We start from the raw sequence: 22377 nt of genomic DNA, 5'->3' as shown, positions 1-22377 counted from the left end.
CCCGGCTTTCGGGAGCACGCCTCAGCGCCGGAACGCGACGGGACCGTTCATCCCCGGCCAATCGGAATAGCCGTTGGCTCCCCCGCCATACCAATAGGCCTTCGGAGCCTCGGCGAGCGGTGCGCCGGTGCGGAGCCGCTCGACGAGATCGGGATTGGCGATATAGGGCCGGCCGAAGCTGAAGAGATCCGCCCTCCCCTCGGCGAGATCCTTCTCGGCGAGTTCGAGCGTGTACTGGTTGTTGCCGATATAGGCGCCCTCGAACCGCTTGCGGATCTGGCCGAAATCCACCTCGTCCGGGACGTCGCGGGTCTGCTGGGTCACGCCCTCGATCGTGTGGACGTAGAGCAGGTCGAACCCGTTCAGCGCATCGATATAGGCGCCGAAGGTCGCCTTCGGATCGCTGTCGAGGGGCGTCTTGCCCGGCTCCGTGGTGGCGGGCGACAGGCGGATGCCGACGCGCTTCCCGCCCCAGACGTCCGTGACCGCTTTCACCACGGCGAGGGGAAAGCGCAGGCGGTTCTCGATCGAGCCGCCATACTGGTCTGTCCGCTTGTTGGTGGAATCGCGCACGAACTGCTCGAGCAGGTAATTGTTGGCCGAGTGGATCTCGACACCGTCGAATCCGGCGCGCTTCGCGTTCTCGGCGGCCTTGCGGTAATCCTCGACGATGCCGGGGATCTCGTCCGCCTCGAGCGCGCGGGGCGTCTCGTGCGGCTTCATGCCGGATTTCGTGAAGGCCATGCCTTCGGGCTTCAGGGCCGAGGGCGCCACCGGCGACTGGCCGTTCGGCTGTACGTCGGGATGCGAGATGCGGCCCGTATGCCAGAGCTGCAGGAAGATGCGCCCGTCATTGGCGTGAACCGCGGCGGTGACGGGCTTCCATCCCTCCACCTGGGCGTCGGTCCAGATGCCCGGCGTCAGCGCGTAGCCGACCGCCTGAGGCGAGATGTTCGTCGCCTCCGAGATGATGAGGCCGGCATTGGCGCGCTGGGCGTAGTAATCGACCGCGAAATCCGGGGGGACGCCCTCGTCGGACGACCGGCTCCGGGTCAACGGGGCCATGACGACGCGGTTCTTGAGGGTGAGGTCGCCGAGGGTGAAGGGTTCGAGGATCGGGCTCATGAGTCGGATGAATCCTTGGGGCATTGCGTGGCGAGGAAGACGTCGCCGGACGGCGGTGCCGCCCTCCGGTGCGCTCCCCACTCGTTTGGCCCGACCCGTCCCCACCGGCCTCCCGGAGGAGAGCGACGCGACGGATGGGGCCGGGGGTGAGGCGGGATGAGCGGGCAATCCCGTGCCGCCTCGCCTTGTTCCCCCGCCCGGCCGAACCTTCGCGACGCAGCCCCGACTTCAATACCCCCTGGCGGCGATGGACTCCGACCAGTTCACCGCCCGGCGCGCCATGCTGATATGCTGGCGCTCGTACATGCGGCCCTCGACCTTGATGGCGCCGCGCTTGGCGTTCTCGGGCTTGTCGAAGGCCTCGATCACCAGGGTGGCGCGGCGCACCTCCTCCTCCGTCGGGGCGAAGGAGGTGTTGGCCGGCTCGAGCTGGTTGGGGTGGATCAGCGTCTTGCCGTCGAAGCCGAGGTCGCGGGCCTGGCGACACTCGGTGCGGCACCCTTCGATGTCGCCGATGTCGTTCCACACGCCATCGAGGATGGTGAGGCCTTCCGCGCGGGCGGCGGCCAGGGTGAACATCATCCAGGGCAGCATCGGCACCCGCCCGGGCACGAGCTGCGCCCAGGTGTCCTTGGCGAGGTCGTTGGTGCCGAGGACGAAACAGGTGAGCCGGGTGCGCCGGTCGCGCCGCGCCTTGGCGATGTCCTGGATGTTGAGGATCGCCGCCGGTGTCTCGATCATCGCCCAGACATCGATGCTCTCGGGGGCGTCGAGGGCTTCGAGATGGTTGGCGATGCTCTCCAGCACCGCGGGCGAGGACACTTTCGGCATCAGGATGGCGTCGGGTCGGGCCTCGATGGCCGCCTTCAGGTCGGCTTCGCCCCAGGGCGTCTGCGGAGCGTTGACGCGGATCACGAGCTCGCGGTCGCCGTATCCGCCGCCCTTCACCGCCGCGCAGACCTGCTCGCGGGCCAGCACCTTCTCGTCCGGTCCGACCGCGTCTTCGAGGTCCAAGATCAGCGCATCGGCCTGCAGGGACTTCGCCTTGTCGAGGGCTCGCTGGTTCGAGCCGGGCATGTAGAGGACGCTGCGGCGCAGGCGGAGATCGGACATGAACGCATTCCAGTGGCGACGCGGCAGAGCTTAATGCAACACGCCCGCTGGGACAGCCCTCCGGATCTAAAATGCGTGTCGATGCCGCGCGTTTGACAGGCGCGGGCGATACCCCGGCAGCGACGTGCCGGTCACACGGCATCGACGCGAGCGCCTCGCGGAAGACCATTGGTTCGAGCCAGTCCGGCCCGGCCCACGCACGGAGTGGAAACATGCCGCCATCGACGGAAGCCCGCCCCTATACGGCGACACCGGAGGGCGTCCGCCTCGCCGTGCGCCTGACGCCGCGCGCGAGCCGGACCGGTCTCGATGGCCTCGTGGAGGGGGCCGACGGGCGCCTCTGGGTCCAGATGCGGGTGGCCGCACCGCCGGTGGAGGGGGCGGCCAACACGGCGCTGATCGCCGCCCTCGCGGATGCCCTGCTGATGCGCCGGTCCGACATCCGCATCGTCACCGGGGACACCGCGCGGCTGAAGATCGTGGCGCTCGGCGGCGACCCCGCATCGCTCGCCGCGCGCCTCGACGCCTGGATCGCCGGGGCGGCGCCACGGCGTTGAGCTCAGAACAGTCGGCTTCCGTCCGGTCCGGCATGGTCGGGGCGGAACAGGACGACGGCGCCGTTCGCGTCGGCGAAGCCCAGGGTCAGGACCTCCGAAAGGAACTTGCCGATCTGGCGCGGGGGGAAGTTCACCACGGCGGCGACCTGCCGGCCGACCAGATCCTCCGTTCGGTAATGCTCGGTGATCTGCGCGCTGGAGCGCCGGGTGCCGATGGAAGGCCCGAAATCGACGGTGAGCTTAAGCGCCGGTTTGCGCGCTTCCGGGAACGGCTCGGCGGAGACCACCGTGCCGATCCGGATGTCCACGGCCAGGAACTGGTCGAAGGTGATCGGGGCCGCCGCCGGGGCCGCCGAATCGTGGTTCACATGCATGGCCCGCCTCCTAAGCAGGTTTCGCAGACGTGGCCCCCGCCTCTGCGAAACCTGCGACACGGCAAAGAGGTAAGCAGGGTGAAGCGTTGGCTTGCCAACGCGAACCGGCTTAGGTTCACGCCGTCCGCAGGGTCCGCCGCCTTTTGTCGGCCGACGACCATTGCATCAGCGCCACCATGACCAGGATCGTGCCGAGATAGACGATGACCTGCAGCCCGGTCGGGCGGTCGGTATAGCCGACGAGGGCGTGGAGCACGCGGCCGACCATGCTGCCCTCGGACAGGACGTTCGCGGTGTTCCAGAGCGGCCGGTCGAGGACGGTGATGAGGCCGGCATTGGTGAGGAACTGCGCCGCCTGCGCGGCGAGGCCGGCGGCGAGGAAGATGATCAGCGCGCTGGTGACCGAGAAGACGTAGCGGGTCGGGATCGCGGCAAGGCCGAAATAGCTCACGGCCGACATCAGGACGCCCGCGCCCACCCCGGCCAGGGCCCCGATCTGCAGGTCGGGGCCGGACGTGCCCGAGGCTACGAGGCCGTAGAGGAAGAGGACGAGCTCCGCGCCCTCGCGCAGGATCGCCGCGCCGACGACGAAGGCCAGGGCGGCGGATGTGGTCTCGCCCCTGCGCACGGAGTCGCCGGCGGCCTTCAGCTCGCCCGCGAGCTCGCGCCCGTGGCGGCTCATCCAGGTGTTGTGCCAGATCAGCATGAGGACGGCGGTGCCGAGCACGGCCGCGTTGAGGATGTCCTGTCCCGCGCCTTCGAACGCGTCGGAGATCGCTTCGGCGAAGAGCGCCACGAGGCAGGCGCCGGCAAGCCCTCCGACGACGCCGAGGCCGATCCAGCGGCCGCGCCCGGCGATGCCCCGCGTGGCCGCCAGCACGATGCCGATGATGAGGCCGGCTTCGATGACCTCGCGGAAGGCGATGACGAATGCTCCGATCATGCGGAGATTTCCTTCGATGTCGCGGGCGGGCGGTGCGAGCGCCCTACCAGATCCAGAACAGAAGCACCCAGCCGGAGACCGACAGGGCGGCGGCGGCGGCGATGCAGGCGGTGGCACCCGCCCGGCGCCCACCGCCCGCGGAGAGACCCGCCACCCGCCAGGCGAGCCACGCGCTCCACAGGCTCGCGCCGATGAGCAATCCGGCTCGCATCTCGGCTACGTAGGGAAGTGGAAGCCCCTCCCCGCGCAGGAAGGTGACGGTGAGGGCCGAGAGACCGAGGAAAACGCCGCATCCCGCGATGGGGATCAGCGTCTGCGTCAGGTGGTGGAAGCGCGCCGACGACCAGGGGCCGAGGCAACGCGTGGCAAGCGCTACCAGGGCGGAGAGGCCGACCCCGAGGACGATCGTCGCGGCGCCGATATAGGCCAGCAGCAGGCCGCCATCGAGCAGGGTCATGACGTCGTTGTGCTCGGGGTAGTTGGTGAGCACGAACCACGGCAGGGTGGTCTCGAGCGGCCAGACCATGCCGTGCTCGATGAGCCAGGTGGCGAGCCATTGCTTGGCGTCGATGAACCAGGGGCTCGACGACCATTGGAAGGCGCCGGCCGCCAGGCCCATCATCCCGAACAGGATCAGGACCGTCTGTTCGAGGCTGGGCTCGGAGCCGGCCACATGGACGATTTCATAGGCGGGGGAGCGCCGGGCGAGGCGGACCGCGCCGCGATAGCCGCTACAGCGCCCGCACATATGGCAGGCGCCGGCCCCGCGCATGGTCTTCACCGGCACCAGTGGCGCACAGTTGAAGGCGGCGCCCTGAGGCTTGTCGGAGGCGGCCCAGGCGGGGCGGTCCACCTGGAAACTCACCGGCGCGAGCTTGGCCAGCACCGCGAAGACGCCGTTCACGGGGCAGAGGTAGCGGCACCAGACGCGCTTGTTGCGGCCATAGACGAGGCCCACCGCGATCGCCGCCACGGTGGATCCGCCGAGGACGGCCAGGACCGGCTTCGGGTAGCCGTAGACGCTGACCATCTGGCCGTAGACGGTGGTTCCGGCGAAGGCGATGAAGGGCCAGCCGCCCCAGGTGATCCAGCGCGGCACCGCGCGGCCGAGGCTCCAGCGACTGGCGAATTCGGTGAGGGTCCCCTCGGGGCACAGGACCCCGCACCAGGCCCGGCCGACGAGGACCATGCTCACGAGGACGAACGGCCACCAGATGCCCCAGAACGCGAATTGCGCCAGGACGGTCAGGTTGTTCCAGAGATGGGCGGTCCGGTCCGGCAGCGGCAGGAAGGCGGGCACGGCCACGAGGACGAGGTAGATCGCCACCACGGCCCATTGCACGCTGCGGATGAGTCCGCCATGGCGTTGCAGCCAATGGCCGAGTTCCGCGAGGCGCTGGTCGATCCAGGCTTCACGCAGGTCCGTCGAGACGCTCGCCGTCATCGGGCTACTTCGCCACCAGCTTGGCTTTGGCTTCCGGATGGAAGTCGTCGAACACGTCGTAGGTGCCGGGGTCGAGGGTGCGGAAGACGATTGCCGATGTCGAGCCGGCGGCCAGGGCCTTCTCGCGCTTGAGTTCCATGCTCTCGAACTCCACCGGCGAGGTGCCGGTATTGGTGATCTCCAGCTTGAATCGGGTGTTGGCCGGCACCTCGATGATCTCGGGGATGATCACGCCGTCCTTCATCTCGACCTTGATCACCGGCATGTCGTTGGCCCATGCGGCGCCGGTGTCGGCCGCCATGACGGCGCAGGCGAGGACGAGGCCGCGGACGTGCTGCATCACGGTGCTCAATACGCGCCCTTCTTGCCGGTGCCGGCGAAGGTGAAGTCCTGGATCAGGTCGAACGGCTTGAACCATTCGGCCACGCCCGTTTCCTTATCCACGTGCCGGCCGAAATGCTGGTTCTTGCCGGGGGGCGACACCGTGAGCTTGAGGCGGTAGCGGCCGGGGCCGTTCAGCTTGACGTTGTCGCCGTAATGCGGGCCGTCATTAGCGACCATGGGCATCAGCGAGCCGGTCACCTTCGGGCCCGTGGCGGCCTCGCCCTCGAGCTTCGTGAGTTCGAAGCTCACGTCGAGGGAGGGGAGCCAATCGCCCTCGGCGAATCCGTTGCGGTTGTCCTTGGCCGCGCGGATATCGGCTTCCAGGTGGATGTCGGATTGCGCGGCGGCGCGCATCATATCCGGCGGATCCATCTCGATCGGCTGAAGATAGACCGCCGTCACTTCCAGCCCATCCTTCAGCATGGGAGGACCGATCGGCGTCTCCTTGGCCGAGGCGAAGCCGGTGCCCAGGGCCGCGAAGGCCAGCAGGGAGGCGGAAATCAGGGCGGAGTGAGTGATCTTGCGCATCGTCCCTAGCGCGTAAACCAGCGCTCCGCCGATGCAAAGATGCTTCTTTGCGGAATCGATATATCAGAATGATTCCAATGTTTTGCGGCGGCCCCTGAAACGACGGCCGATGGATCGTCCGCCGGCCTCTATGCCGCACCGGTTGTGCGAAGGGCGAGCGGGCAACCGGTCGTGTCGGCCGGACGAACCGAGCGTTAACGTTGGCGCGGCCAATATCGTGGTCCCGTTGAGACGCTGGCACCTAAGGTTGGCCGGAGACAGCAGCGCCTATGGCGACCCCGATCGTTGCCCTCGTTCAGCAACTCGACCGCACCATGGCGGATGCCTCGACGAAGCGCCGCGAGTCGATCCTGCAGAATCTCGCCGCCCTTTTCGCCGACTACGCGCCGCGCCTCGGTACCGACCACGTCCACGCCTTCGACATGGTGATGCTGCATCTCGCCCGGTCGATGGAAGAGGCCGCGAGGGGCGACCTGTCGCGCCGCCTCGCCCCTATTGCGAACGCGCCGCCGCTCCTGATTCGCGACCTCGCCTTCGATCCCGCCGCCGCCGTGTCAGTCCCGACCCTCGAGGCGGCCCTGCTGCTGCCCCTCGACGACCTGACCGCGATCGCGCGGGTCTGCGGGCAGCCCCAGCTTCTGGCCCTGACCCGTCGGAAGACCCTCATCGCGCTCCTCACCGATATCATCGTCGAGCGGGGCGACGCCGTCGTATCGCGCTCGGTGGCGGGCAATCCCGGCGCGCGCTTCTCCCTCGACGGCTACAGGCTGCTCTTCGGCCGGAGCCAGTCCGATCCGGAACTCGCCGCGCGGCTTCGCCTCCGCGATGACGTCCCGGATATCCTGGCGCGGGAGGATGCCATGTGGGACGGCATCGCCGCGCCATCCCCGGACGATCCGGTCCGCGCGATCTTCGCGGCCGAGGTGTTCGTGGGCGCACAGTCCCGCCAGGGCGAGATCAGCGAAACCCTCATCGTCGGTTGGCTCAATTCGGGTCGCGAGACGGAAGCGTTGGTGGCACTCGCCCGCCTCGCGGGGGTTCCCAGCGCGATGGCCATCGCGGCCTACCAGGCGCCCTCCTACGAGCCGTTGCTCTACCTCGTCCGCTCCGTCAGGTTCGGCTGGACGATCCTGAAGCTGTTCCTGGCCTCGAAATCGGAGCGGGAGACGCCGCCCGAAGTCCTGCGCGGGATGATGGAGGCGTTCCAGGCCCTCTCCGTCGCCACGGCGCAGCGCGTCGTCCGGACGAATGCGGCCCGACGGCAGATCGAGGGCGACCATGACTGATCGGCCCGTCTCCGCCCGCATGCGTGGAACCGGCGCAGCGCCGGACGATCAGCGACCCCCCGTTTTTTCATGATGCTCTGAAGCAAGAGTCGATCTCATGGCGCAGCTCCGTAAAGACATCGGAACCAGTTTCGCGAACGCCCGGCGGAAGGTCGAGGCCTATGCCTCGGCCAGCGAGGACCTGTCCGGCGAGTTGCGCCGCTGGACGGACTATGCCCTCCGGTTCGTCGAGCCCGACCCCACGATCCGCAACCTTCACCGCGTCGTTCTCGAAAGCGCCGACGACCTCACCGGTCTCATGGCCGCGCAGCCCCGGCCGCGCGACTCGTCCATCGCCACAGCCAAAGCCCACCTGACGAAGGCCTTCGACGACCTCGAAGAGGCCATCCTGAAGCACGGCATCCTCACGCCGGGCGGCGAGAAGGTCGGTCTGGGAATCGCCGGCCGGCCGATCTGAGCGCAAGGCTTCGGCCGGTTCTCGAAGTGTCAGCGGGAGACGGGATCGCCCGCCATGGTCTTCGCCTCCGGCAGCAGGGCAGACGCGGGAGCGGCGGACGGAAGACGGCCGCGCAGGGCCGAGGCCGCGCGCAGCACGGCGAGGACAAGGGACGCCGCGCGGATATGGCGGGGCAGCTGCTTCGGCCCGAGGGGGCGATAGACCAGCCTGGGGCTGACACGCTCGATCTCGGCGACGGCGAGGCCGACGAGGGGCTGCTGGGCGATCCGGGCCGCATCCGCCCCCGGGATTCCCAGTTTGCGGGACCAGGCCTGCGTGGTGGCCAAGCACCCCGTGGCGTGGAGGCGGCGCAGGCGACGACGCCACAGATAACGGTAGAGCGCTCGCGGCACCGCTTCCATGCGGGCGTCGCAGAGGCTGTCGGGGATCTCGCACCGGGCCCGGATCGTATCGGCGACGCCGCCGGGCGCCCGGCCGACCAAACGCCCCGATACGGTGACGACCACGTCCTTGGCGTGCCGGACCCTCAATCCGTGCTGGAGCAGGGCCGCCACGAAGGCGCCGTCCTCGCCGAGGGGGATCATCGGCATGCCGCCCACCAGCCGGTAGGCCGAGAGCCGGACGGAGAGCGTGGCGCCGATCGTCGTGCGGTGGCAGGGCCAGGGATCGTGCGGGTCGTGGTCGATCCGCGCTTCCAGCTCGGTGAGACGGTCGCTGTAGGCGTCCTCCAGCTTGCCGCGCGAGCGCAGGGATTGGGGCAGGGCCGCCCACTCGTCCTCGTCGATCTGGATACGCCCGGCCACGGCATCCGCGCCGGCGTCCAGGGGCGCGAGGTTGCGGGCCACCCAGTCCGCGGGGACGCGGCTGTCGGCGTCCGAAGTCAGGATCGTTCCGGCCGTACCGTCGGGGCCGATCCATTCGGCGGCGGCATCCATGGCGGCGCGCCGGGCCCAGCCGGCATGGGCTCCCTCGAAGGTGACGCAGCGGACGCGGACGGGGATCGACATCGTCTGCACGAAATCGGCCACGATCCGGTCCGTGCCGTCGGTGCAGTTGTTGAGGAACAGGTATAGACCGAGGCTGCCCGGCCGCACGCCCTCCTGCGCGTCGATGGCGCGAAGGCAGGCCTCGATCCGCTCGGCCTCGTTGCGGACCGGGATGGCGATGACGGTGTCAGGGGCCGCGTTGGGAAAGCGGGGCGACGTGTCGATCCCGGGGGCGACGTCGGCGAGGGTCGAGTAGGGCACGGAGGACTCCGATGGGGCGGCGCGGGCCAAGCCCGTTTCCGCGTCCCGGCAGGTGAGACGGTCGCACCTTACCGGCGTCAAGCTGAACGGAAGCCGTCAGGCGCGACGATCAGGCGGCGGATGGGCTCGCGAAGGTCCGCCGGGCGAGGCCCGGATAGGCCAAAGCCTGGCTGGCGCCGCGCGCGGCCAGCAGCGTCAGGAAGGCGAGCCAGAGGCCCATATTGCCGTAACCGCCCGCATGGGCGAGGCCGATGGCGAGGGCATAGATGCCGGTGGCCGCGATCATCAGGTTGCGCATCGCCCGAGTCCAGGTCGAGCCGATATAGATCCCGTCATAGGCGAAGGGCACCGAGGCCACGAGGGGCGCGAGGGCGGCGGGGACGAGATAGGCGCGGGCCGTCTCGCGCACCTCCGGGCTCGTGGTCACGGTATCGATGAAGGCCGCGCCGAACGTCAGGAACAGCGTCGCCACCGCCAGACCGAAGGCGACGCACCAGATCAGGCTGAGCCGGGCCGCCCGGCGGAACCCGGCCTCGTCGCGAGCGCCCACCGCCTGCCCGCACAGGGTTTCGGCCGCCGTGGCGAACCCGTCGAGGAAGAAGCCGCCGATGAGGAAGAGATTCCACAGCACCGCATTGGCCGCCAGGACCACGTCGCCCGACCGGGCGCCGAGCGCCGAGAACAGGGCGATGGCGCCGACGAGGAGCAGGGTCCGGATCATCACGTCGGCATTGACGGAGAGCATCCGCGCCAGCGCCATCGGATCGCGAATGACGCGGAACGGTACCGAGAACGGCCGCGAACCGAGACGGGCCAGGAGACCGAGACCGAGGGCGGTCCCGGCGGCCTCGGCCAGGAGGGTGGCGATGCCGGCGCCCGCGACGCGGAGATCGGCCCACAATACGAGGACGAGGGTGAGGGCGATGTTGACGAGGTTGATGGCGACCTGCAGCAGCAGGCCGAGATCGGTCCGCCCTCGTCCGAGCACCGAGCCCAGGATGGCATAGTTCGCCAGGGTGAAGGGCGCCGCGAAGATGCGGATGTGGAAATAGGTGGCCAGCCCCGCGATCACCGCCGGGCTGGCGCCGCTCAGCGCGAAGGCCCCGGCGGCGATCGGCACCTGGGCCGCCGTGATGAGGAAGCCGACGAGAAGGCCCGCCGCCAGGGAGCGCGCGAGGATCCGGTCGATCTCCGCGGCATCTCGCGCGCCGACGGCCTGGGCGGTGAGCCCCGCCGTCGCCATGCGCAGCGAGCCGAAGGACCAGAACACCGCATCGAAGATCACCGCCCCCAGCGCCATGGCGCCGAGAAGCGCGGGATCGCCGAGGCGCCCGATCACCGCCGCCCCGACGAAGCCGAGGAGCGGGGTGGTGACGTTGGCCAGCGTCATCGGCAGGGCCAGGGCCAGGATGCGGCGGCTGGTGGCGGGTGTCGGTGTGCCGCCTCGTGCTTGCATTGATCGAGGGCTTTCGGAAACGGTTGCCGGAGCCGCTCCCGGACGGTGGACGTCCCGGAACGGCCCCGCGCTCATAAGCCGACGTGGCGCCAGCATCTACCTCGAGGGGACAACGATCCTCCGGTCCGTCACCGTACGGCCGAGCGGAGGGCGCACGCCCTCGGCTCCGCCCGGCGGCGTCGGGCAAGGGTCGACCACCGTCCGATCCTCCTCGGACGTCAACCGGCCATTCGGGCCGGCCGGATCTTCTCGTAGACGACACATCGCCCCTTGCCGGCTGCTTTCGCGGCGTAAAGGGCGCGGTCTGCGCTCATCATCATGGTGGTCAGCGGTTCCGTCGGCTCACACTGGCAGACGGCACCGACGCTGACGCTGACGCGAGCGAGAACCCCGGGTTCGATCCGGTAGGGCGCCGCGATCGTCGCGATGATCCGGGCAGCGAGCGAGCGCGTATGCAAGGGGTCCAACCGATCCAGCAGCACCAGAAACTCGTCGCCGCCGAGACGGCAGATCGTGTGATCGGCGCCCACCGTTTCGCGCAGGCGTTGACCGACCTCGTGCAGGAGGACATCGCCGGCGGCATGTCCCAGGCGGTCGTTGACCTGTTTGAATCCATCGAGGTCGAGGTACAGGAGAGCGCGCGCTTCGATCGGCGACGCCATGCGGTCGAACGCTTCTTCGAGGCCCCTCCGGTTGAGGAGTCCGGTGAGAGGATCGGTGACCGCCATCTGACGATTGTCCAGCTCGCCGCGTATGGCCCGGATCGTCATCGTCCGATGCTGGTTGATGATGCCGACATTCACCAGGACGAAGGCAATCGTTTGCCCAGCAATCAGTGGGATGAACTCGGGATGCATCAGTGAGAATGGGATCTTGAAGCCGAGGTCCAGCACCATGACCTGGATCATCGCGTAGCGTGGCGCTGCGAAGTTGCGACTGATGATGCCTCCGATTGTCGCCAGTGCAGAGGCGAGCACGATGACCGTCAAGGCGATATCGCCGGAAAAGACGACGATCCACGTCGTCGCCGCTTGAATCGATACCCAGATCAGTCCGGTTGCGAATATCGGACCTGAGGGCGCGCGGGTGCGCCTGAGGAAGGCCATCCGGCAGCAGAGCAGCACAATGTCCAGGACGGCCAGGACCGCAAAAACCGGGTTTTGCAGGCGCATGCAGGCAACGCCGGCGACCACTGTCGAGTTCAGAGATCCGATCAAAAGCGGCCCGGTGGACACGTAGAACGCCGATCGCATCCGCCGTTGGACTTTGTCTGGAAGATGTGCGCCGATCTCGGCAATCCATCGAAGGGCAGGATGACCCGGGGCGGGATACAGGACACTGTCGCTCAAGGGTTTTCCGCCTCATCTTCGACGCGAGTGATAGGCATCTCCCTTCGAATAAGCGTTGCGGAATTCGAGCGAATTTGAGCGGTCTCACGACACGCGGGCGATCGGCACGAGCCGGCGACCAAGGGAACGTAAGCGCCTCGCGGGATCCCATCGAACGGCGCGGCAGATTTCGGTATCGGCCTGCGTGCCTCGTCCGGATGGTCGCGGATTCCCATGAGAACTGGCTGGTGGATCAGCTTGCCGCGAGGTGCCGCTCGATCACCGCTCCAAACACTCATGCCCGTGCGATCGGCTGGCCGAAGGCCGGCGCAAGCGGCCCGTCAGTCGCGCCGTCCATGGGCGCGTCTTGCAGACGGGGGCGATGGTGTGGACATCGGCGGGCGTGCGGGAACCGGGTCCGCACTCCGTGACGAGGCAAGCGCACGCCCTCGCGACGGAGCCTTCCGCCCCTGAGCCTCGTGGCGCTGCGGACGAGAGCCGACGAGCGCCCGCTCCACATCCGATGCATCGAACGGGTGGGCGGCGCGCGATGAGGCCGGCCCCCTCCACGGAGGTGCCTTGCCTTCCGTCAGTGCCCCGTGAAAGCCTTCAGTGACAGCCGCATCCGCTGCCGCAGCTTCCGCCGCCCGCGGGCTCCTCGGCGGGCTTGGCGGCCTTGCCGTTCCGGTCCCGCGTCAGACCCCGCTCCTCCAGTTCCGACAGGTATGTCGCCCACCGGTTCCGGTATTCCCGGCCGAGGTCGTAGAGATAGGCCCAGCCGAACAGGCCGGTATCGTGCATGTCGTCGAAGGTCAGTTTCACGGCGTAGTTGCCCACCGGCTCCACCGAGAGGATCACCACGTCGCGCTTGCCGCCGATGACCTTGCGCTCCGACGGCGAGTGGCCCTGCACCTCCGCCGAGGGGCTGGACACGCGCAGGTACTCGGCGGGCAGGGCGAACTTGCCGCCATCCTCGAAGGAGACGTTGAGCGTCCGCTTGTCGCCGGACAGGCGGATTTCGGTGGGCCACCGCTCGGGCGGAGCGACCTGCCGGCCGGTGGCGTGGGGATCGGCGTGATGCTGGCTCATGCTGGAAATCTCATGCCCGAAACCGAATTGGATGCAATATATGTGTAGAGCGCGGGGGGCATGCGCCCCAGCCTGCTTGCCCTATCCGCCGTCGCGCCTCATATGCCCGACATGCTAGGTTCATCGCGCGACCACGCTCCGGACGTTTCCCCAGGCCCGAGTCTCGAGTTCCCCATGGGTGTTGCCTTAGCCGAACGCGTCGCATCGAGGGCGCCGGCTCCTTTGATAGACCCCTTCCAGCGTGCGATCACCTATCTTCGCATCTCGGTGACGGATCGCTGCGACCTGCGTTGCGTCTACTGCATGTCGGACGACATGAAGTTCCTGCCCAAGCGCGATCTGCTTACCCTCGAGGAGCTGGACCGGCTCTGCGGCGTGTTCATCGACCGGGGCGTGCGCAAGCTTCGGATCACGGGCGGCGAGCCGCTCCTGCGCCGTGACATCATGCACCTGTTCCGGCGGCTATCCCGCCATATCGGCACCGGCGCTCTCGAAGAGCTGACGATGACGACCAACGGGACGCAGCTCGGCCGTTTCGCCCCGGAACTCGCCGATCTCGGCGTGAAGCGCGTGAACGTGTCCCTCGATACCCTCGACCCCGACAAGTTCCGCGCCGTCACGAGGCGCGGCGACCTGAAGGTCGTGCTCGACGGGATCGAGACAGCGCGCAAGGCCGGGATCAAGGTCAAGATCAACGCCGTGGCGCTGAAGGGCGTCAACGAGGACGAGATCGCCGACATGATCGCCTGGGCCCATGGCGACGGCATGGACATGACCCTGATCGAGGTCATGCCGCTCGGTGAGGTTGAGGGCGACCGCACCGATCAGTTCCTGCCCCTCTCCGTCGCCCGCGCCCGCCTCGAGCAGCGCTACACCATGGTGCCCCTGCCCGACCGGACCGGCGGACCAGCGCGTTACGTTCGCATCGCCGAGACCGGCGGACGGCTCGGCTTCATCACGCCGCTGACCCATAATTTCTGCGAGAGCTGCAACCGGGTCCGCCTCACCTGTACCGGCAAGCTCTACATGTGCCTCGGCCAGGAGGATGCCGCCGACCTGCGCCATGCCCTGCGCGCCTCGCCGGACGACGCCCTCGTGACGCAGGCGGTCACCGATGCCATCGCACGCAAGCCCAAGGGCCACGACTTCGTCATCGAGCGCGCCCGCCCGGCCGCCGTGCCGCGCCACATGAGCGTCACCGGCGGCTGAGGCCGTCTCGCGTTTGACCCTTCCCGTCATCGACTCTAGACCCGCCGCAAACCTCGTGACGGATGGAGACGGATGATGGCGAAGGTCGCGTTCCTGGGCCTCGGCGTGATGGGCGGCCCGATGGCGGGTCACCTCGCCAAAAAAGGTCACGCCGTCACCGTCTACAACCGGACGACGGCCAAGGCGGAAGCCTGGGTCACGGCCCATGGCGGCGCCTTCGCGGCGACGCCCCGCGAGGCGGCGGTGGGTCAGGAGATCGTTTTCGCCTGCGTCGGCAACGACGACGACCTGCGCGGCGTCACCCTCGGTGAGGATGGTGCCTTCGCCGGCATGGAGCCGGGCGCGATCTTCGTCGATCACACCACGGCCTCCGCCGAGGCGGCGCGCGAACTGGCACGTTCTGCGACGGGGCGCGGCCTCGGCTTCATCGACGCTCCCGTTTCCGGCGGGCAGGCCGGCGCCGAGAACGCGGCGCTCACCGTGATGTGCGGCGGGGACGAGGCCACCTATGCCAAGGTCGAGCCTGCGATCCTGAGCTTCGCCAAGGCCTCGCGCCTGATGGGACCGGCGGGCTCCGGCCAGCTCACCAAGATGGTCAACCAGATCTGCATCGCCGGCATCGTTCAGGGCCTGTCGGAGGCGATCCACTTCGCCAAGCGCGCCGAACTCGACGTGGATGCGGTGCTCGACGTGATCTCGAAGGGCGCGGCCGGGTCCTGGCAGATGGAAAATCGCGGCCGGACCATGAATGCTGAAAAATTCGATTTCGGCTTCGCCGTCGACTGGATGCGCAAGGATCTCGGCATCCTGCTGGCGGAGGCAAGGCATAACGGCGCCCAGCTCCCGGTGACCGCCCTCGTCGACCAGTTCTATGCCGACGTGCAGGCCATGGGCGGCAACCGCTGGGACACGTCGAGCCTCATCGCCCGCCTGGAAAAATGAGGCTGGTCGCCACGGCGAGGGCCGCGTCGGGATCGGTCCAGGTCCAGTCCTCGCCCATCTGGTGGCGGAACCAGGTGAATTGCCGCTTGGCGTAGCGCCGCGTATCGCCCTGGCCGCGTTGGATCGCCTCGGCGAGGGGGATCGTCCCGTCGAGATGGGCGATGAGGCCCGGCACCCCGTGGGCGCGCATGATAGGCAGGAGCGGATCGAGGCGGCGTTCCCTCAGCGCCGCAACCTCGTCGAGGGCGCCGCCCTCGATCATGGCGAGGAAACGCCGATCGATCCGGCCGCGCAGGGTCTCGCGCTCGGGAGCGAGGAACAGCTTGACCAGGCGCTTGCCGGCCAGCGGCCCGGCGACGCGCTCACCGTGAAACGCCGAGATCGGCCGCCCGGTGGCGGCGAAGATCTCGAGCGCGCGCATGATCCGGGCGCGGTCGGTGGGCCGCAGCGTGTCCGCCCCGGCGGGATCGACCTCCGCGAGGTCGGCATGGAGTAGCTCGGTAGCACGGTCCTCGGCGCGCGCGCGGAGCGAGGTTCGGATCGCCTCGGGAACCGCGGGCAGGTCCGATAGCCCCTCCTCCAGGGCACGAAAATACAGGCCGGTGCCGCCGACGAAGATCGGAAGCCGGCCGTCAAGGCCGTCGAGGAGGCGGGCGGCATCGCGGGCGAAATGCCCGGCCGAGTAGTTCACCGCTCCATCCACCTCGCCGTAGAGCCGGTGAGGCGCCAGTGCCTCTTCCTCGACGCTCGGCCGCGCCGACAACCGTCGCAGGTCGGCGTAGACCTGCATGGAATCGGTGTTGACCACCACGCCGTCGTGACGGCGCGCGAGTTCCGTCGCAAGGCCGGACTTGCCCGAGGCGGTGGGCCCTGCGATGAGGATCGCCGCCGGGGGCGCCTGTCTGTGTGATCCGTCCGTGACCGGCGGCAAGGCGTGGACACTCCCCCGATGACCCTCGTCGCGACCCTGATAGCAAACGAGAGCCGGCCCGCCATCACCGATGCGGTCCTGGCGGAGGCCCGTTCCGTTCTTCGGACGGAGCATCAGCCGCGCATCCTCCACGGCGAGGTGGCGGCCGAGATCCTGTTTCCGGGCTCCGGGGAGGAGGCTCCCGCGATGGCGCGGCGGCTGCGGGCGGCTTTCGCCGCCGAACCGTTCGACGTCGCCGTTCAGGTGGCCGGCGCCCACCGCCGCAAGCGGCTGTTCCTGGCCGACATGGATTCCACCATGATCGAACAGGAATGCATCGACGAACTCGCCGCCACGATCGGCCTGAAGGACCGCGTCGCCGCCATCACCGAGCGGGCCATGCGCGGCGAGATCGCCTTCGAACCGGCCCTGCGCGAGCGTGTCGCCCTCCTGCGCAACCTGCCGGTCGGCGTCGTGGACGACCTCATCCGGGATCGCATCACCCTCACCCCTGGGGGCCGCACCCTCGTCCGCACGCTGAAGGCCAACGGCGCCCATACCTGTCTGGTGTCCGGCGGGTTCACCCTGTTCACGGGACCGATCTCGGCGACGATCGGCTTCGACGAGGCCCACGCCACCACCCTCGGGGTGAAGGACGGCCATCTCACCGGCGAGGTGCTGGAGCCCATCGTCGGCAAGGAGACCAAGCGCGCGACGCTCATCGCCCTGCGCTCGCGCTTCGGCCTCGACCGCGCGGACACGCTGGCTGTGGGCGACGGGGCGAACGACCTCGACATGCTCGGCGAGGCGGGCCTCGGCGTGGCGTTCCGGGCCAAGCCCAAGGTCGCGGCGGCGGCGGACGTCCGCATCGACCACGGCGACCTGACCGCGCTGCTCTACCTGCAGGGTTACGGGGCGAGCGAGTTCGTCCACTGACGGAAAAAGGCCGCCACCCGGGGGTGACGGCCTCTACGAAGCGCAGGAGTCGGGGGGGGCCTATTCGAGACCGATCGCCACGAAGCGGACGTCGCCCGATGCGGCCGCCACGAGGAGGAGAACGGATTTGCGATTCTCCTTCTTCAGCTGATCGACACGCTTCGTCACGTCGGCGGGCGTCGAGACCGATTCCTGGCCGACCTCGACGATGACTTCGCCGGGCTTGATCTGCTTGTCGGCGGCGGTGGAATTCGGGTCGACGCGCGTGACGACGACGCCTTTCACGCTGTCCTTGATGCTGTAGCGGCGGCGCAGCTCGTCGGTAATCCCCGACAGGTTGAGCCCCAGCGCCTGACGGATGGCAGGCTCCGCGTCCGGCTGCCTGACGTTGGCGAGCTGCGGCTTCTCCGGGTCGTCGAGACGACCGAGGGTGACGGATTTCGTCGTCTCGGCGCCCTTCCGGACGACGATGACCTCGACCACCTTGCCCACCGGCGTGGAGGCGACGATGCGTGGCAGGTCGCTGGAGGACTTCACCACCGTCCCGTTGAACTTGGTGATGACGTCGCCGACCTCCAGGCCCGACGTCTTGGCGGGGCCCTTCTCGTCGACGCCGGCGATGAGCGCGCCCTTCGCCCCGCCCTTGAGGCCGAGGGCATCGGCAGTGGCGTCGTCGACGTTCTGGATGCGGACGCCGAGCCAGCCGCGGCGGACCTCGCCGAACTCGCGCAGCTGGTCGATGACCTGGGACGCGGTGGCGGAGGGGACGGCGAAGCCGATACCCACCGAGCCGCCGGTGGGCGACAGGATCGCCGTGTTGATGCCGATCACCTCGCCGTCCATGTTGAACAGCGGGCCGCCGGAATTACCCTTGTTGATGGCCGCGTCGGTCTGGATGTAGTTGTCGTAGGGGCCGGATTCGATGTTGCGTCCGCGGGCGGACACGATGCCGGCCGAGACCGATCCGCCGAGTCCGAACGGGTTTCCGATGGCGATGACCCAATCGCCGGGGCGCATCTTTTCGGAATCGCCGAACGGCACGGCCTTCAGCGGCTTGTCGGCCTCCGGCTTCACCCGCAGGACGGCGAGATCGATCTTCGGATCCTTGCCGATGATCTCGGCCTTCAGCTTGGTGCCGTTGTGCAGGATCACCTGGATGTCGTTGGCGTCGCCGATGACGTGGTTGTTCGTCACCACGATGCCCGAGGCGTCGATGATGAATCCCGAACCGAGGGAGTTCGACTTGCGCGATTGAGGACGCGGCGAATCTCCCTCGCCGCGCTGGCCGCGCTTGTTGAAGAACTCCTCGAAGAGATCTTCGAACGGCGTGCCCTCAGGCAGCTTTGGCATCGTCCGGCCGGGTGCCTTGGCTTCCACCGTGGTGGAGGCCGAGATGTTCACCACCGCGTCGGTGACCTGGTCCGCGAGGTCGGCGAGGGATTCGGGACCCTTTGCGAGGGCCGGGCTCGCGAGGCCGGTGACGGCCACGGCGGTTGCCAGCGACAGGGCGGCGAAGGCCGAGCGCGCTGAGTGGCTGAATGCCCGGGGACGTCGCGCCGTCGTGGCGCCCGCAGCGGAAATCATGGTCGACCTCTTGTTGGAACGAGGCATTAGATCGTCCGCCGGGGCGGACGATCAAGGGTCGATCGGACGATGAGGCCGGCCCTCAGCGAACCGTGCCGGTCGTCGCGCCCGGCTCCGAAGCTCCGGCGGACCGTGGGGTCGTTGCCGGAGCACGGCCCTGCGGATCGTTGAAGTAGCGGAAGAAGTCCGAGTTCGGATTGATGACGAGGCGCGTCTCCGACCCCTTCAGGCTCGTCTCGTAGGCCTGCATCGACCGGTAGAAGGCGAAGAAATCCGCATCCTTCCCGAAGGCCTCGACAAGGATGCGGTTCCTGTCGCCGTCGCCCTGGCCGCGCAGGGTCTCGGCGGTCTGGTTGGCCTCGGAGAGCAGCACCGTCACGTCACGGTCGGCCTTCGCCTTGATCGTCGCCGAGATCTGGTCGCCGTTGGCGCGGATATCGGCGGCCTCGCGGTTACGCTCCGTGATCATGCGCTTGTAGACGGCGGTGGAGTTCTGCGCCGGCAGATCGACGCGGGTCATGCGCAGGTCGACGATCTCGACGCCGAGTTCCTTGGCCTGGGTGTTCACGTCGGCCTGGATCACGTTCATCAGGTGCGAGCGCTCGGTCCGCACGATGGCGTCGCGGGTGGAGCGGGCCAGCACGTTGCGCAGCGCCGAGTTGGTGAAGCTCGCCAGCAGGGTGTTGGCACGCAGCACGTTGTTGGCCGACTGGTAGAAGCGCAGCGGATCGATGATCCGATAGCGGGCGAAGGCGTCGACTTCGAGGTTCTGCCTGTCGGCGGTCAGGAGTGTCTGGACCGGGAGGTCGAGATCGAGGACGCGCTTGTCGAACAGCACGACGTTCTCGATGAACGGAACCTTGAAGTAGAGGCCGGGCTTCTCGGTTCCCGTCTGGTTGAGGACCGTGCGGACACGGCCGAACTGGATCACCAGGGCCTGCTGCATCTGGCCCACGGTGAAGACCGAGGCGTAGAGGGCGACGGCGATCACCGCGAGGAGGAAGACGCCACCCGTGCGAAGTGCGGAACCGTTCATCGGGCGGCTCCCGTATTGGCGTTGCGGTTGCCGAATTCGGTCAGGGGAAGCACGGGGACGACGCCCGCGCCCGTTGCGCCACCGGCCACGCCGGTTCCGTTCTGGTCGATGATGACCTTGTTGACCGAGCCCAGGACCCGCTCCATCGTTTCGAGGAAGATGCGCTCGCGGCTGATCGCCGGTGCGAGCTTGTAGGATTCGTAGACCTGCTGGAAGCGGGCTGCCTGACCGGTGGCATCCGCCGTCGCCTGGGTCTTGTAGGCCTCGGCCGCCTGGACGATCTGCGAAGCCTTACCGCGCGCCTGCGGAACCTCGCGGCTAGCATAGGTGCGGGCTTCGTTCTGCGCGCGCTCCGCATCCTGCTGGGCCGCGTTGACGTCGATGAAGGCCGGCCGGACGTCCGGCGGCGGGTTGACGGCCACGAGCTGGACCACCTCGATCCGGACGCCGGCGCCGTATTCGTCGAGGGCCTTCTGGGTGATCTCCTTGACCTCCTGGGCCACGCTGGACTGCTCGTTGGTGAGGATCGCCTGGATGTTGCGGCGACCGATCACCTCGCGCATGGCGCTTTCGGAGATTGCCTTGATGGTGCCTTCGGGATTCTCGAGGTTGAAGACGAAATCCGATGCCTTCAGCGGGTTGATGCGCCACTGCACCTCGAAATCGAGATCGACGATGTTCTCGTCGCCCGTGAGCATCAGGCTCTCCTCGGGCAGGTCGCGGGACCGCGACTGCGAGCCGACGCCGGCGCGATAGCCGATCTGGACGCTGTTGACCTGCCCGACATTCGGCTTCGTCACCGCGCCGATCGGATAGGGGAAGTTGTAGTGCGGGCCCTGCCCGGTGGTGTTGGTGTAGCGACCGAAGATCGTCTCGATGCCGACCTGCTGCGGCGCGACCGTGTAGATGCCGGTGGCGAGCCAGACCAGCACGACGATGCCGCCGGCTATGGCGACACCCTTGCCACCGCCCATGGAGCCGCCGGGAATGATTCCGCGCAGGCGGTCCTGGCCGCGACGGAGGATCTCTTCGAGGTCCGGAGGCGTCTTTCCGCCGCCGCCACCGCCGCTACCCCACGGGCCGCCCCCGCCTCCATTGCCGCCGCCGCCACGGCCCCAGGGCCCTCCCCCGTTGCCGCCACCGCCGCCGCTTTGATTGCTCCAAGGCATGCTCGCCGATATCTCCTGCTGAGGCAGTGTCGTTCGCTGCCGACCCGGCGCGCGCTCGCCTCGGGCCGATCCGTCCTACGGTACTGAGTGTCACCACTCCGTCCTGTCAAGGCTGGCAAGTGGGCATCGCGAAGAGGAAAGGCAACAGCGCCGTGCGCTCTTGCGCGATGCGTCGCGGCGTAGAGTTACCGGACCCGTTCCAGATCAACGAACGCGAAGGCGCATTCATCCCGCTCGCCGGGCGGGTGGGCGACGAATCAGATGCACATCTCGTTGAGAACCTGACGGCCAAAATAGATGCAAGCGAAAGCGCGCCTGCCAGTGAAAGCCGGTGAGCTTCAAAGGCCAAGCTGCGCTTTCATGGGATCGCAGGTTTGGCAAGGACGCAAGAATCGCGCACATGAATTTTCACGAAGGTCACCACTGCTACGCTAGGTCGACCTTACGTACCTCTTTGGAGTATAGGATAAAAATCTTTCAAACCCAACCTTAACCGTTTCTACCCACAGTCGATGGTGCTGACGGCCTTGGTCGTCAAAACGAAAAGCCGAAAAGTGTAAAATGAAGCCAATCGATCGCCCTATGCCACCAATTGCGTACATAGTCGCCCGGAGTAGCCCAGGCGGCGTGATCGGCTGCGAAAATAATCTGCCCTGGCGTCTAAAGACTGACATGAAGTTTTTTCGGTCGGTGACAGAAGGCAACGTTGTAATTATGGGGCGAAAGACGTTTGAGTCGCTCGGACGCCCACTTCCAAACCGAACCAATATTGTTTTATCAAATAAGCCGGGGCGAGATCTGGAGAATCTTATTTGGGTCAGGACGCCAGAAATGGCATTGTTCCTAGCGGATTTTTTTTCGATCATCAAAGATCGGCGCCAGATTATCGTAATGGGTGGCGCACAGATATACGAGTTATTTGATAAGCTTTTCACTAAGATCTATCTTACGGAAGTTTTCCATGATTTCAAAAATGGAGATGCATTTTTCAAGAACAAATTTGACATGCGTGAATGGAGTGTGATCGGTCGGAAAAACTATGTAGCTTCTGACGTAGATCAGTACGACTTTCAAATTTCTGTTTTAGAAAGAAAGCTTAAATATACACGAAATAGGGATATATCGGAATTTTATTCACAGAGTAATACCGATATTATCGGAAAAAATCTTCCGAATTTCACGGAAAAACTTAGAAAGCCAGGGGGCATATATGAGGAGCAGTTTCCTCTGCCATTGCCGCAGCTTGTGGCATGTTGAGTA

At 67.4% G+C, this 22377-nt stretch carries 23 protein-coding genes; 8 read left to right on the top strand and 15 right to left on the bottom strand.

Annotation, left to right across the window (positions count from 1 at the left end; translation table 11 throughout):
• Window positions 1-21: 21 nt before the first annotated feature.
• Both MKK51_RS06550 and MKK51_RS06545 read right to left on the bottom strand, forming a co-directional pair.
• Window positions 22-1125, bottom strand: coding sequence for an alkene reductase (locus MKK51_RS06550; RefSeq protein ID WP_243975792.1), 1104 nt, complete (start codon window positions 1123-1125; stop codon window positions 22-24).
• A 228-nt stretch (window positions 1126-1353) separates the two neighbouring features.
• Entirely contained in the window at window positions 1354-2238 is an 885-nt protein-coding gene (locus tag MKK51_RS06545; RefSeq protein ID WP_243975791.1) for an HpcH/HpaI aldolase/citrate lyase family protein, read from the bottom strand.
• Window positions 2239-2450: 212 nt separating this feature from the next.
• On the opposite strand from MKK51_RS06545, the gene MKK51_RS06540 reads away from it, so the two are divergent.
• On the top strand, window positions 2451-2795 hold the full coding sequence (locus tag MKK51_RS06540; RefSeq protein ID WP_243975790.1) for a DUF167 family protein: 345 nt from the start codon (window positions 2451-2453) through the stop codon (window positions 2793-2795).
• Window positions 2796-2797: 2 nt separating this feature from the next.
• On the opposite strand, the gene MKK51_RS06535 is transcribed toward MKK51_RS06540, so the two are convergent.
• The 5 genes from MKK51_RS06535 to MKK51_RS06515 form a co-directional block, all read right to left on the bottom strand.
• A complete protein-coding gene (locus tag MKK51_RS06535) occupies window positions 2798-3169 on the bottom strand; it encodes a tRNA-binding protein (RefSeq protein WP_243975789.1) in 372 nt (123 codons plus the stop codon).
• Window positions 3170-3284: 115 nt separating this feature from the next.
• On the bottom strand, window positions 3285-4112 hold the full coding sequence (locus tag MKK51_RS06530; RefSeq protein ID WP_243975786.1) for an FTR1 family protein: 828 nt from the start codon (window positions 4110-4112) through the stop codon (window positions 3285-3287).
• A 43-nt stretch (window positions 4113-4155) separates the two neighbouring features.
• Window positions 4156-5556, bottom strand: coding sequence for a 4Fe-4S binding protein (locus MKK51_RS06525; protein ID WP_243975785.1), 1401 nt, complete (start codon window positions 5554-5556; stop codon window positions 4156-4158).
• Window positions 5557-5560: 4 nt separating this feature from the next.
• A complete protein-coding gene (locus MKK51_RS06520) occupies window positions 5561-5896 on the bottom strand; it encodes a cupredoxin domain-containing protein (protein WP_243975783.1) in 336 nt (111 codons plus the stop codon).
• Window positions 5897-5904: 8 nt separating this feature from the next.
• Window positions 5905-6468, bottom strand: a complete 564-nt coding sequence (locus tag MKK51_RS06515) for an iron transporter (protein ID WP_243975780.1) — start codon at window positions 6466-6468, stop codon at window positions 5905-5907.
• A gap of 269 nt (window positions 6469-6737) precedes the next feature.
• On the opposite strand from MKK51_RS06515, the gene MKK51_RS06510 reads away from it, so the two are divergent.
• Both MKK51_RS06510 and MKK51_RS06505 read left to right on the top strand, forming a co-directional pair.
• On the top strand, window positions 6738-7754 hold the full coding sequence (locus tag MKK51_RS06510; protein ID WP_243975778.1) for a DUF2336 domain-containing protein: 1017 nt from the start codon (window positions 6738-6740) through the stop codon (window positions 7752-7754).
• 97 nt (window positions 7755-7851) lie between these two features.
• Entirely contained in the window at window positions 7852-8211 is a 360-nt protein-coding gene (locus MKK51_RS06505) for a hypothetical protein (RefSeq protein ID WP_243975776.1), read from the top strand.
• A gap of 29 nt (window positions 8212-8240) precedes the next feature.
• Here MKK51_RS06505 and MKK51_RS06500 read toward each other — a convergent pair whose 3' ends face one another.
• From MKK51_RS06500 to MKK51_RS06485, 4 genes are all read right to left on the bottom strand, one after another.
• The gene (locus MKK51_RS06500; RefSeq protein ID WP_243975944.1) at window positions 8241-9422 is read right to left on the bottom strand and encodes a glycosyltransferase; all 1182 of its coding nucleotides are present in this window, start codon (window positions 9420-9422) and stop codon (window positions 8241-8243) included.
• A 145-nt stretch (window positions 9423-9567) separates the two neighbouring features.
• Window positions 9568-10914 (bottom strand): MATE family efflux transporter, encoded by a 1347-nt coding sequence (locus MKK51_RS06495; protein ID WP_243975774.1) that lies wholly within the window; start codon window positions 10912-10914, stop codon window positions 9568-9570.
• Between the two features lie 218 nt (window positions 10915-11132).
• Entirely contained in the window at window positions 11133-12263 is a 1131-nt protein-coding gene (locus tag MKK51_RS06490; protein WP_243975772.1) for a GGDEF domain-containing protein, read from the bottom strand.
• Window positions 12264-12851: 588 nt separating this feature from the next.
• Complete coding sequence (locus MKK51_RS06485; RefSeq protein WP_243975771.1) at window positions 12852-13331, bottom strand: gamma-butyrobetaine hydroxylase-like domain-containing protein; 480 nt, start codon at window positions 13329-13331, stop codon at window positions 12852-12854.
• A 174-nt stretch (window positions 13332-13505) separates the two neighbouring features.
• Here MKK51_RS06485 and moaA point away from each other — a divergent pair, with 174 nt between their 5' ends.
• A complete protein-coding gene (moaA, locus tag MKK51_RS06480; protein WP_243975769.1) occupies window positions 13506-14540 on the top strand; it encodes a GTP 3',8-cyclase MoaA in 1035 nt (344 codons plus the stop codon).
• A gap of 75 nt (window positions 14541-14615) precedes the next feature.
• On the top strand, window positions 14616-15482 hold the full coding sequence (locus tag MKK51_RS06475; protein WP_243975942.1) for an NAD(P)-dependent oxidoreductase: 867 nt from the start codon (window positions 14616-14618) through the stop codon (window positions 15480-15482).
• On the opposite strand, the gene miaA is transcribed toward MKK51_RS06475, so the two are convergent.
• Complete coding sequence (gene miaA / locus MKK51_RS06470) at window positions 15460-16413, bottom strand: tRNA (adenosine(37)-N6)-dimethylallyltransferase MiaA (RefSeq protein WP_243975767.1); 954 nt, start codon at window positions 16411-16413, stop codon at window positions 15460-15462. The two genes, MKK51_RS06475 and miaA, sit on opposite strands and share 23 nt — an antisense overlap.
• A gap of 18 nt (window positions 16414-16431) precedes the next feature.
• On the opposite strand from miaA, the gene serB reads away from it, so the two are divergent.
• Window positions 16432-17328: a phosphoserine phosphatase SerB gene (gene serB / locus MKK51_RS06465; protein WP_243975765.1), complete on the top strand. Its 897-nt coding sequence runs from the start codon at window positions 16432-16434 to the stop codon at window positions 17326-17328.
• A gap of 60 nt (window positions 17329-17388) precedes the next feature.
• Here the strand turns inward: serB and MKK51_RS06460 are convergent, their stop codons facing one another.
• The 3 genes from MKK51_RS06460 to hflK all read right to left on the bottom strand — a co-directional run bounded on the left by MKK51_RS06460 (window position 17389) and on the right by hflK (window position 21117).
• Entirely contained in the window at window positions 17389-18912 is a 1524-nt protein-coding gene (locus tag MKK51_RS06460) for a Do family serine endopeptidase (RefSeq protein ID WP_243975763.1), read from the bottom strand.
• Window positions 18913-18994: 82 nt separating this feature from the next.
• Window positions 18995-19948 carry a protease modulator HflC gene (hflC, locus tag MKK51_RS06455; RefSeq protein WP_243975760.1) on the bottom strand — a complete coding sequence of 318 codons (954 nt, stop codon included), beginning with the start codon at window positions 19946-19948 and terminating at the stop codon, window positions 18995-18997.
• On the bottom strand, window positions 19945-21117 hold the full coding sequence (hflK, locus tag MKK51_RS06450) for an FtsH protease activity modulator HflK (protein WP_243975758.1): 1173 nt from the start codon (window positions 21115-21117) through the stop codon (window positions 19945-19947). Before hflK ends, hflC begins: the two co-directional genes overlap by 4 nt.
• A gap of 119 nt (window positions 21118-21236) precedes the next feature.
• Between hflK and MKK51_RS06445 the strand changes: the two genes are divergently transcribed.
• Window positions 21237-21452: a hypothetical protein gene (locus MKK51_RS06445; protein ID WP_243975756.1), complete on the top strand. Its 216-nt coding sequence runs from the start codon at window positions 21237-21239 to the stop codon at window positions 21450-21452.
• A gap of 226 nt (window positions 21453-21678) precedes the next feature.
• Window positions 21679-22374, top strand: coding sequence for a dihydrofolate reductase (locus tag MKK51_RS06440; protein ID WP_243975754.1), 696 nt, complete (start codon window positions 21679-21681; stop codon window positions 22372-22374).
• Window positions 22375-22377 lie beyond the last annotated feature (3 nt).

It is taken from the genome of Methylobacterium sp. E-045, assembly GCF_022829685.1.
Lineage (GTDB): Bacteria > Pseudomonadota > Alphaproteobacteria > Rhizobiales > Beijerinckiaceae > Methylobacterium.
The sequence above is the reverse complement of the archived record's forward strand: the minus strand, read 5'-3'. Positions and strand labels throughout refer to the sequence as shown.

Excerpts from the sequence above, each read along its gene's own strand:
- MKK51_RS06550 (WP_243975792.1), bottom strand. The coding sequence starts at position 1,125 with ATGAGCCCGATCCTCGAACCCTTCACCCTCGGCGACCTCACCCTCAAG.
- MKK51_RS06545 (WP_243975791.1), bottom strand. The coding sequence starts at position 2,238 with ATGTCCGATCTCCGCCTGCGCCGCAGCGTCCTCTACATGCCCGGCTCG.
- MKK51_RS06540 (WP_243975790.1), top strand. The coding sequence starts at position 2,451 with ATGCCGCCATCGACGGAAGCCCGCCCCTATACGGCGACACCGGAGGGC.
- MKK51_RS06535 (WP_243975789.1), bottom strand. The coding sequence starts at position 3,169 with ATGCATGTGAACCACGATTCGGCGGCCCCGGCGGCGGCCCCGATCACC.
- MKK51_RS06530 (WP_243975786.1), bottom strand. The coding sequence starts at position 4,112 with ATGATCGGAGCATTCGTCATCGCCTTCCGCGAGGTCATCGAAGCCGGC.
- MKK51_RS06525 (WP_243975785.1), bottom strand. The coding sequence starts at position 5,556 with ATGACGGCGAGCGTCTCGACGGACCTGCGTGAAGCCTGGATCGACCAG.
- MKK51_RS06520 (WP_243975783.1), bottom strand. The coding sequence starts at position 5,896 with ATGCAGCACGTCCGCGGCCTCGTCCTCGCCTGCGCCGTCATGGCGGCC.
- MKK51_RS06515 (WP_243975780.1), bottom strand. The coding sequence starts at position 6,468 with ATGCGCAAGATCACTCACTCCGCCCTGATTTCCGCCTCCCTGCTGGCC.
- MKK51_RS06510 (WP_243975778.1), top strand. The coding sequence starts at position 6,738 with ATGGCGACCCCGATCGTTGCCCTCGTTCAGCAACTCGACCGCACCATG.
- MKK51_RS06505 (WP_243975776.1), top strand. The coding sequence starts at position 7,852 with ATGGCGCAGCTCCGTAAAGACATCGGAACCAGTTTCGCGAACGCCCGG.
- MKK51_RS06495 (WP_243975774.1), bottom strand. The coding sequence starts at position 10,914 with ATGCAAGCACGAGGCGGCACACCGACACCCGCCACCAGCCGCCGCATC.
- MKK51_RS06485 (WP_243975771.1), bottom strand. The coding sequence starts at position 13,331 with ATGAGCCAGCATCACGCCGATCCCCACGCCACCGGCCGGCAGGTCGCT.
- moaA (WP_243975769.1), top strand. The coding sequence starts at position 13,506 with ATGGGTGTTGCCTTAGCCGAACGCGTCGCATCGAGGGCGCCGGCTCCT.
- MKK51_RS06475 (WP_243975942.1), top strand. The coding sequence starts at position 14,616 with ATGGCGAAGGTCGCGTTCCTGGGCCTCGGCGTGATGGGCGGCCCGATG.
- serB (WP_243975765.1), top strand. The coding sequence starts at position 16,432 with ATGACCCTCGTCGCGACCCTGATAGCAAACGAGAGCCGGCCCGCCATC.
- MKK51_RS06460 (WP_243975763.1), bottom strand. The coding sequence starts at position 18,912 with ATGATTTCCGCTGCGGGCGCCACGACGGCGCGACGTCCCCGGGCATTC.
- hflC (WP_243975760.1), bottom strand. The coding sequence starts at position 19,948 with ATGAACGGTTCCGCACTTCGCACGGGTGGCGTCTTCCTCCTCGCGGTG.
- hflK (WP_243975758.1), bottom strand. The coding sequence starts at position 21,117 with ATGCCTTGGAGCAATCAAAGCGGCGGCGGTGGCGGCAACGGGGGAGGG.
- MKK51_RS06440 (WP_243975754.1), top strand. The coding sequence starts at position 21,679 with ATGAAGCCAATCGATCGCCCTATGCCACCAATTGCGTACATAGTCGCC.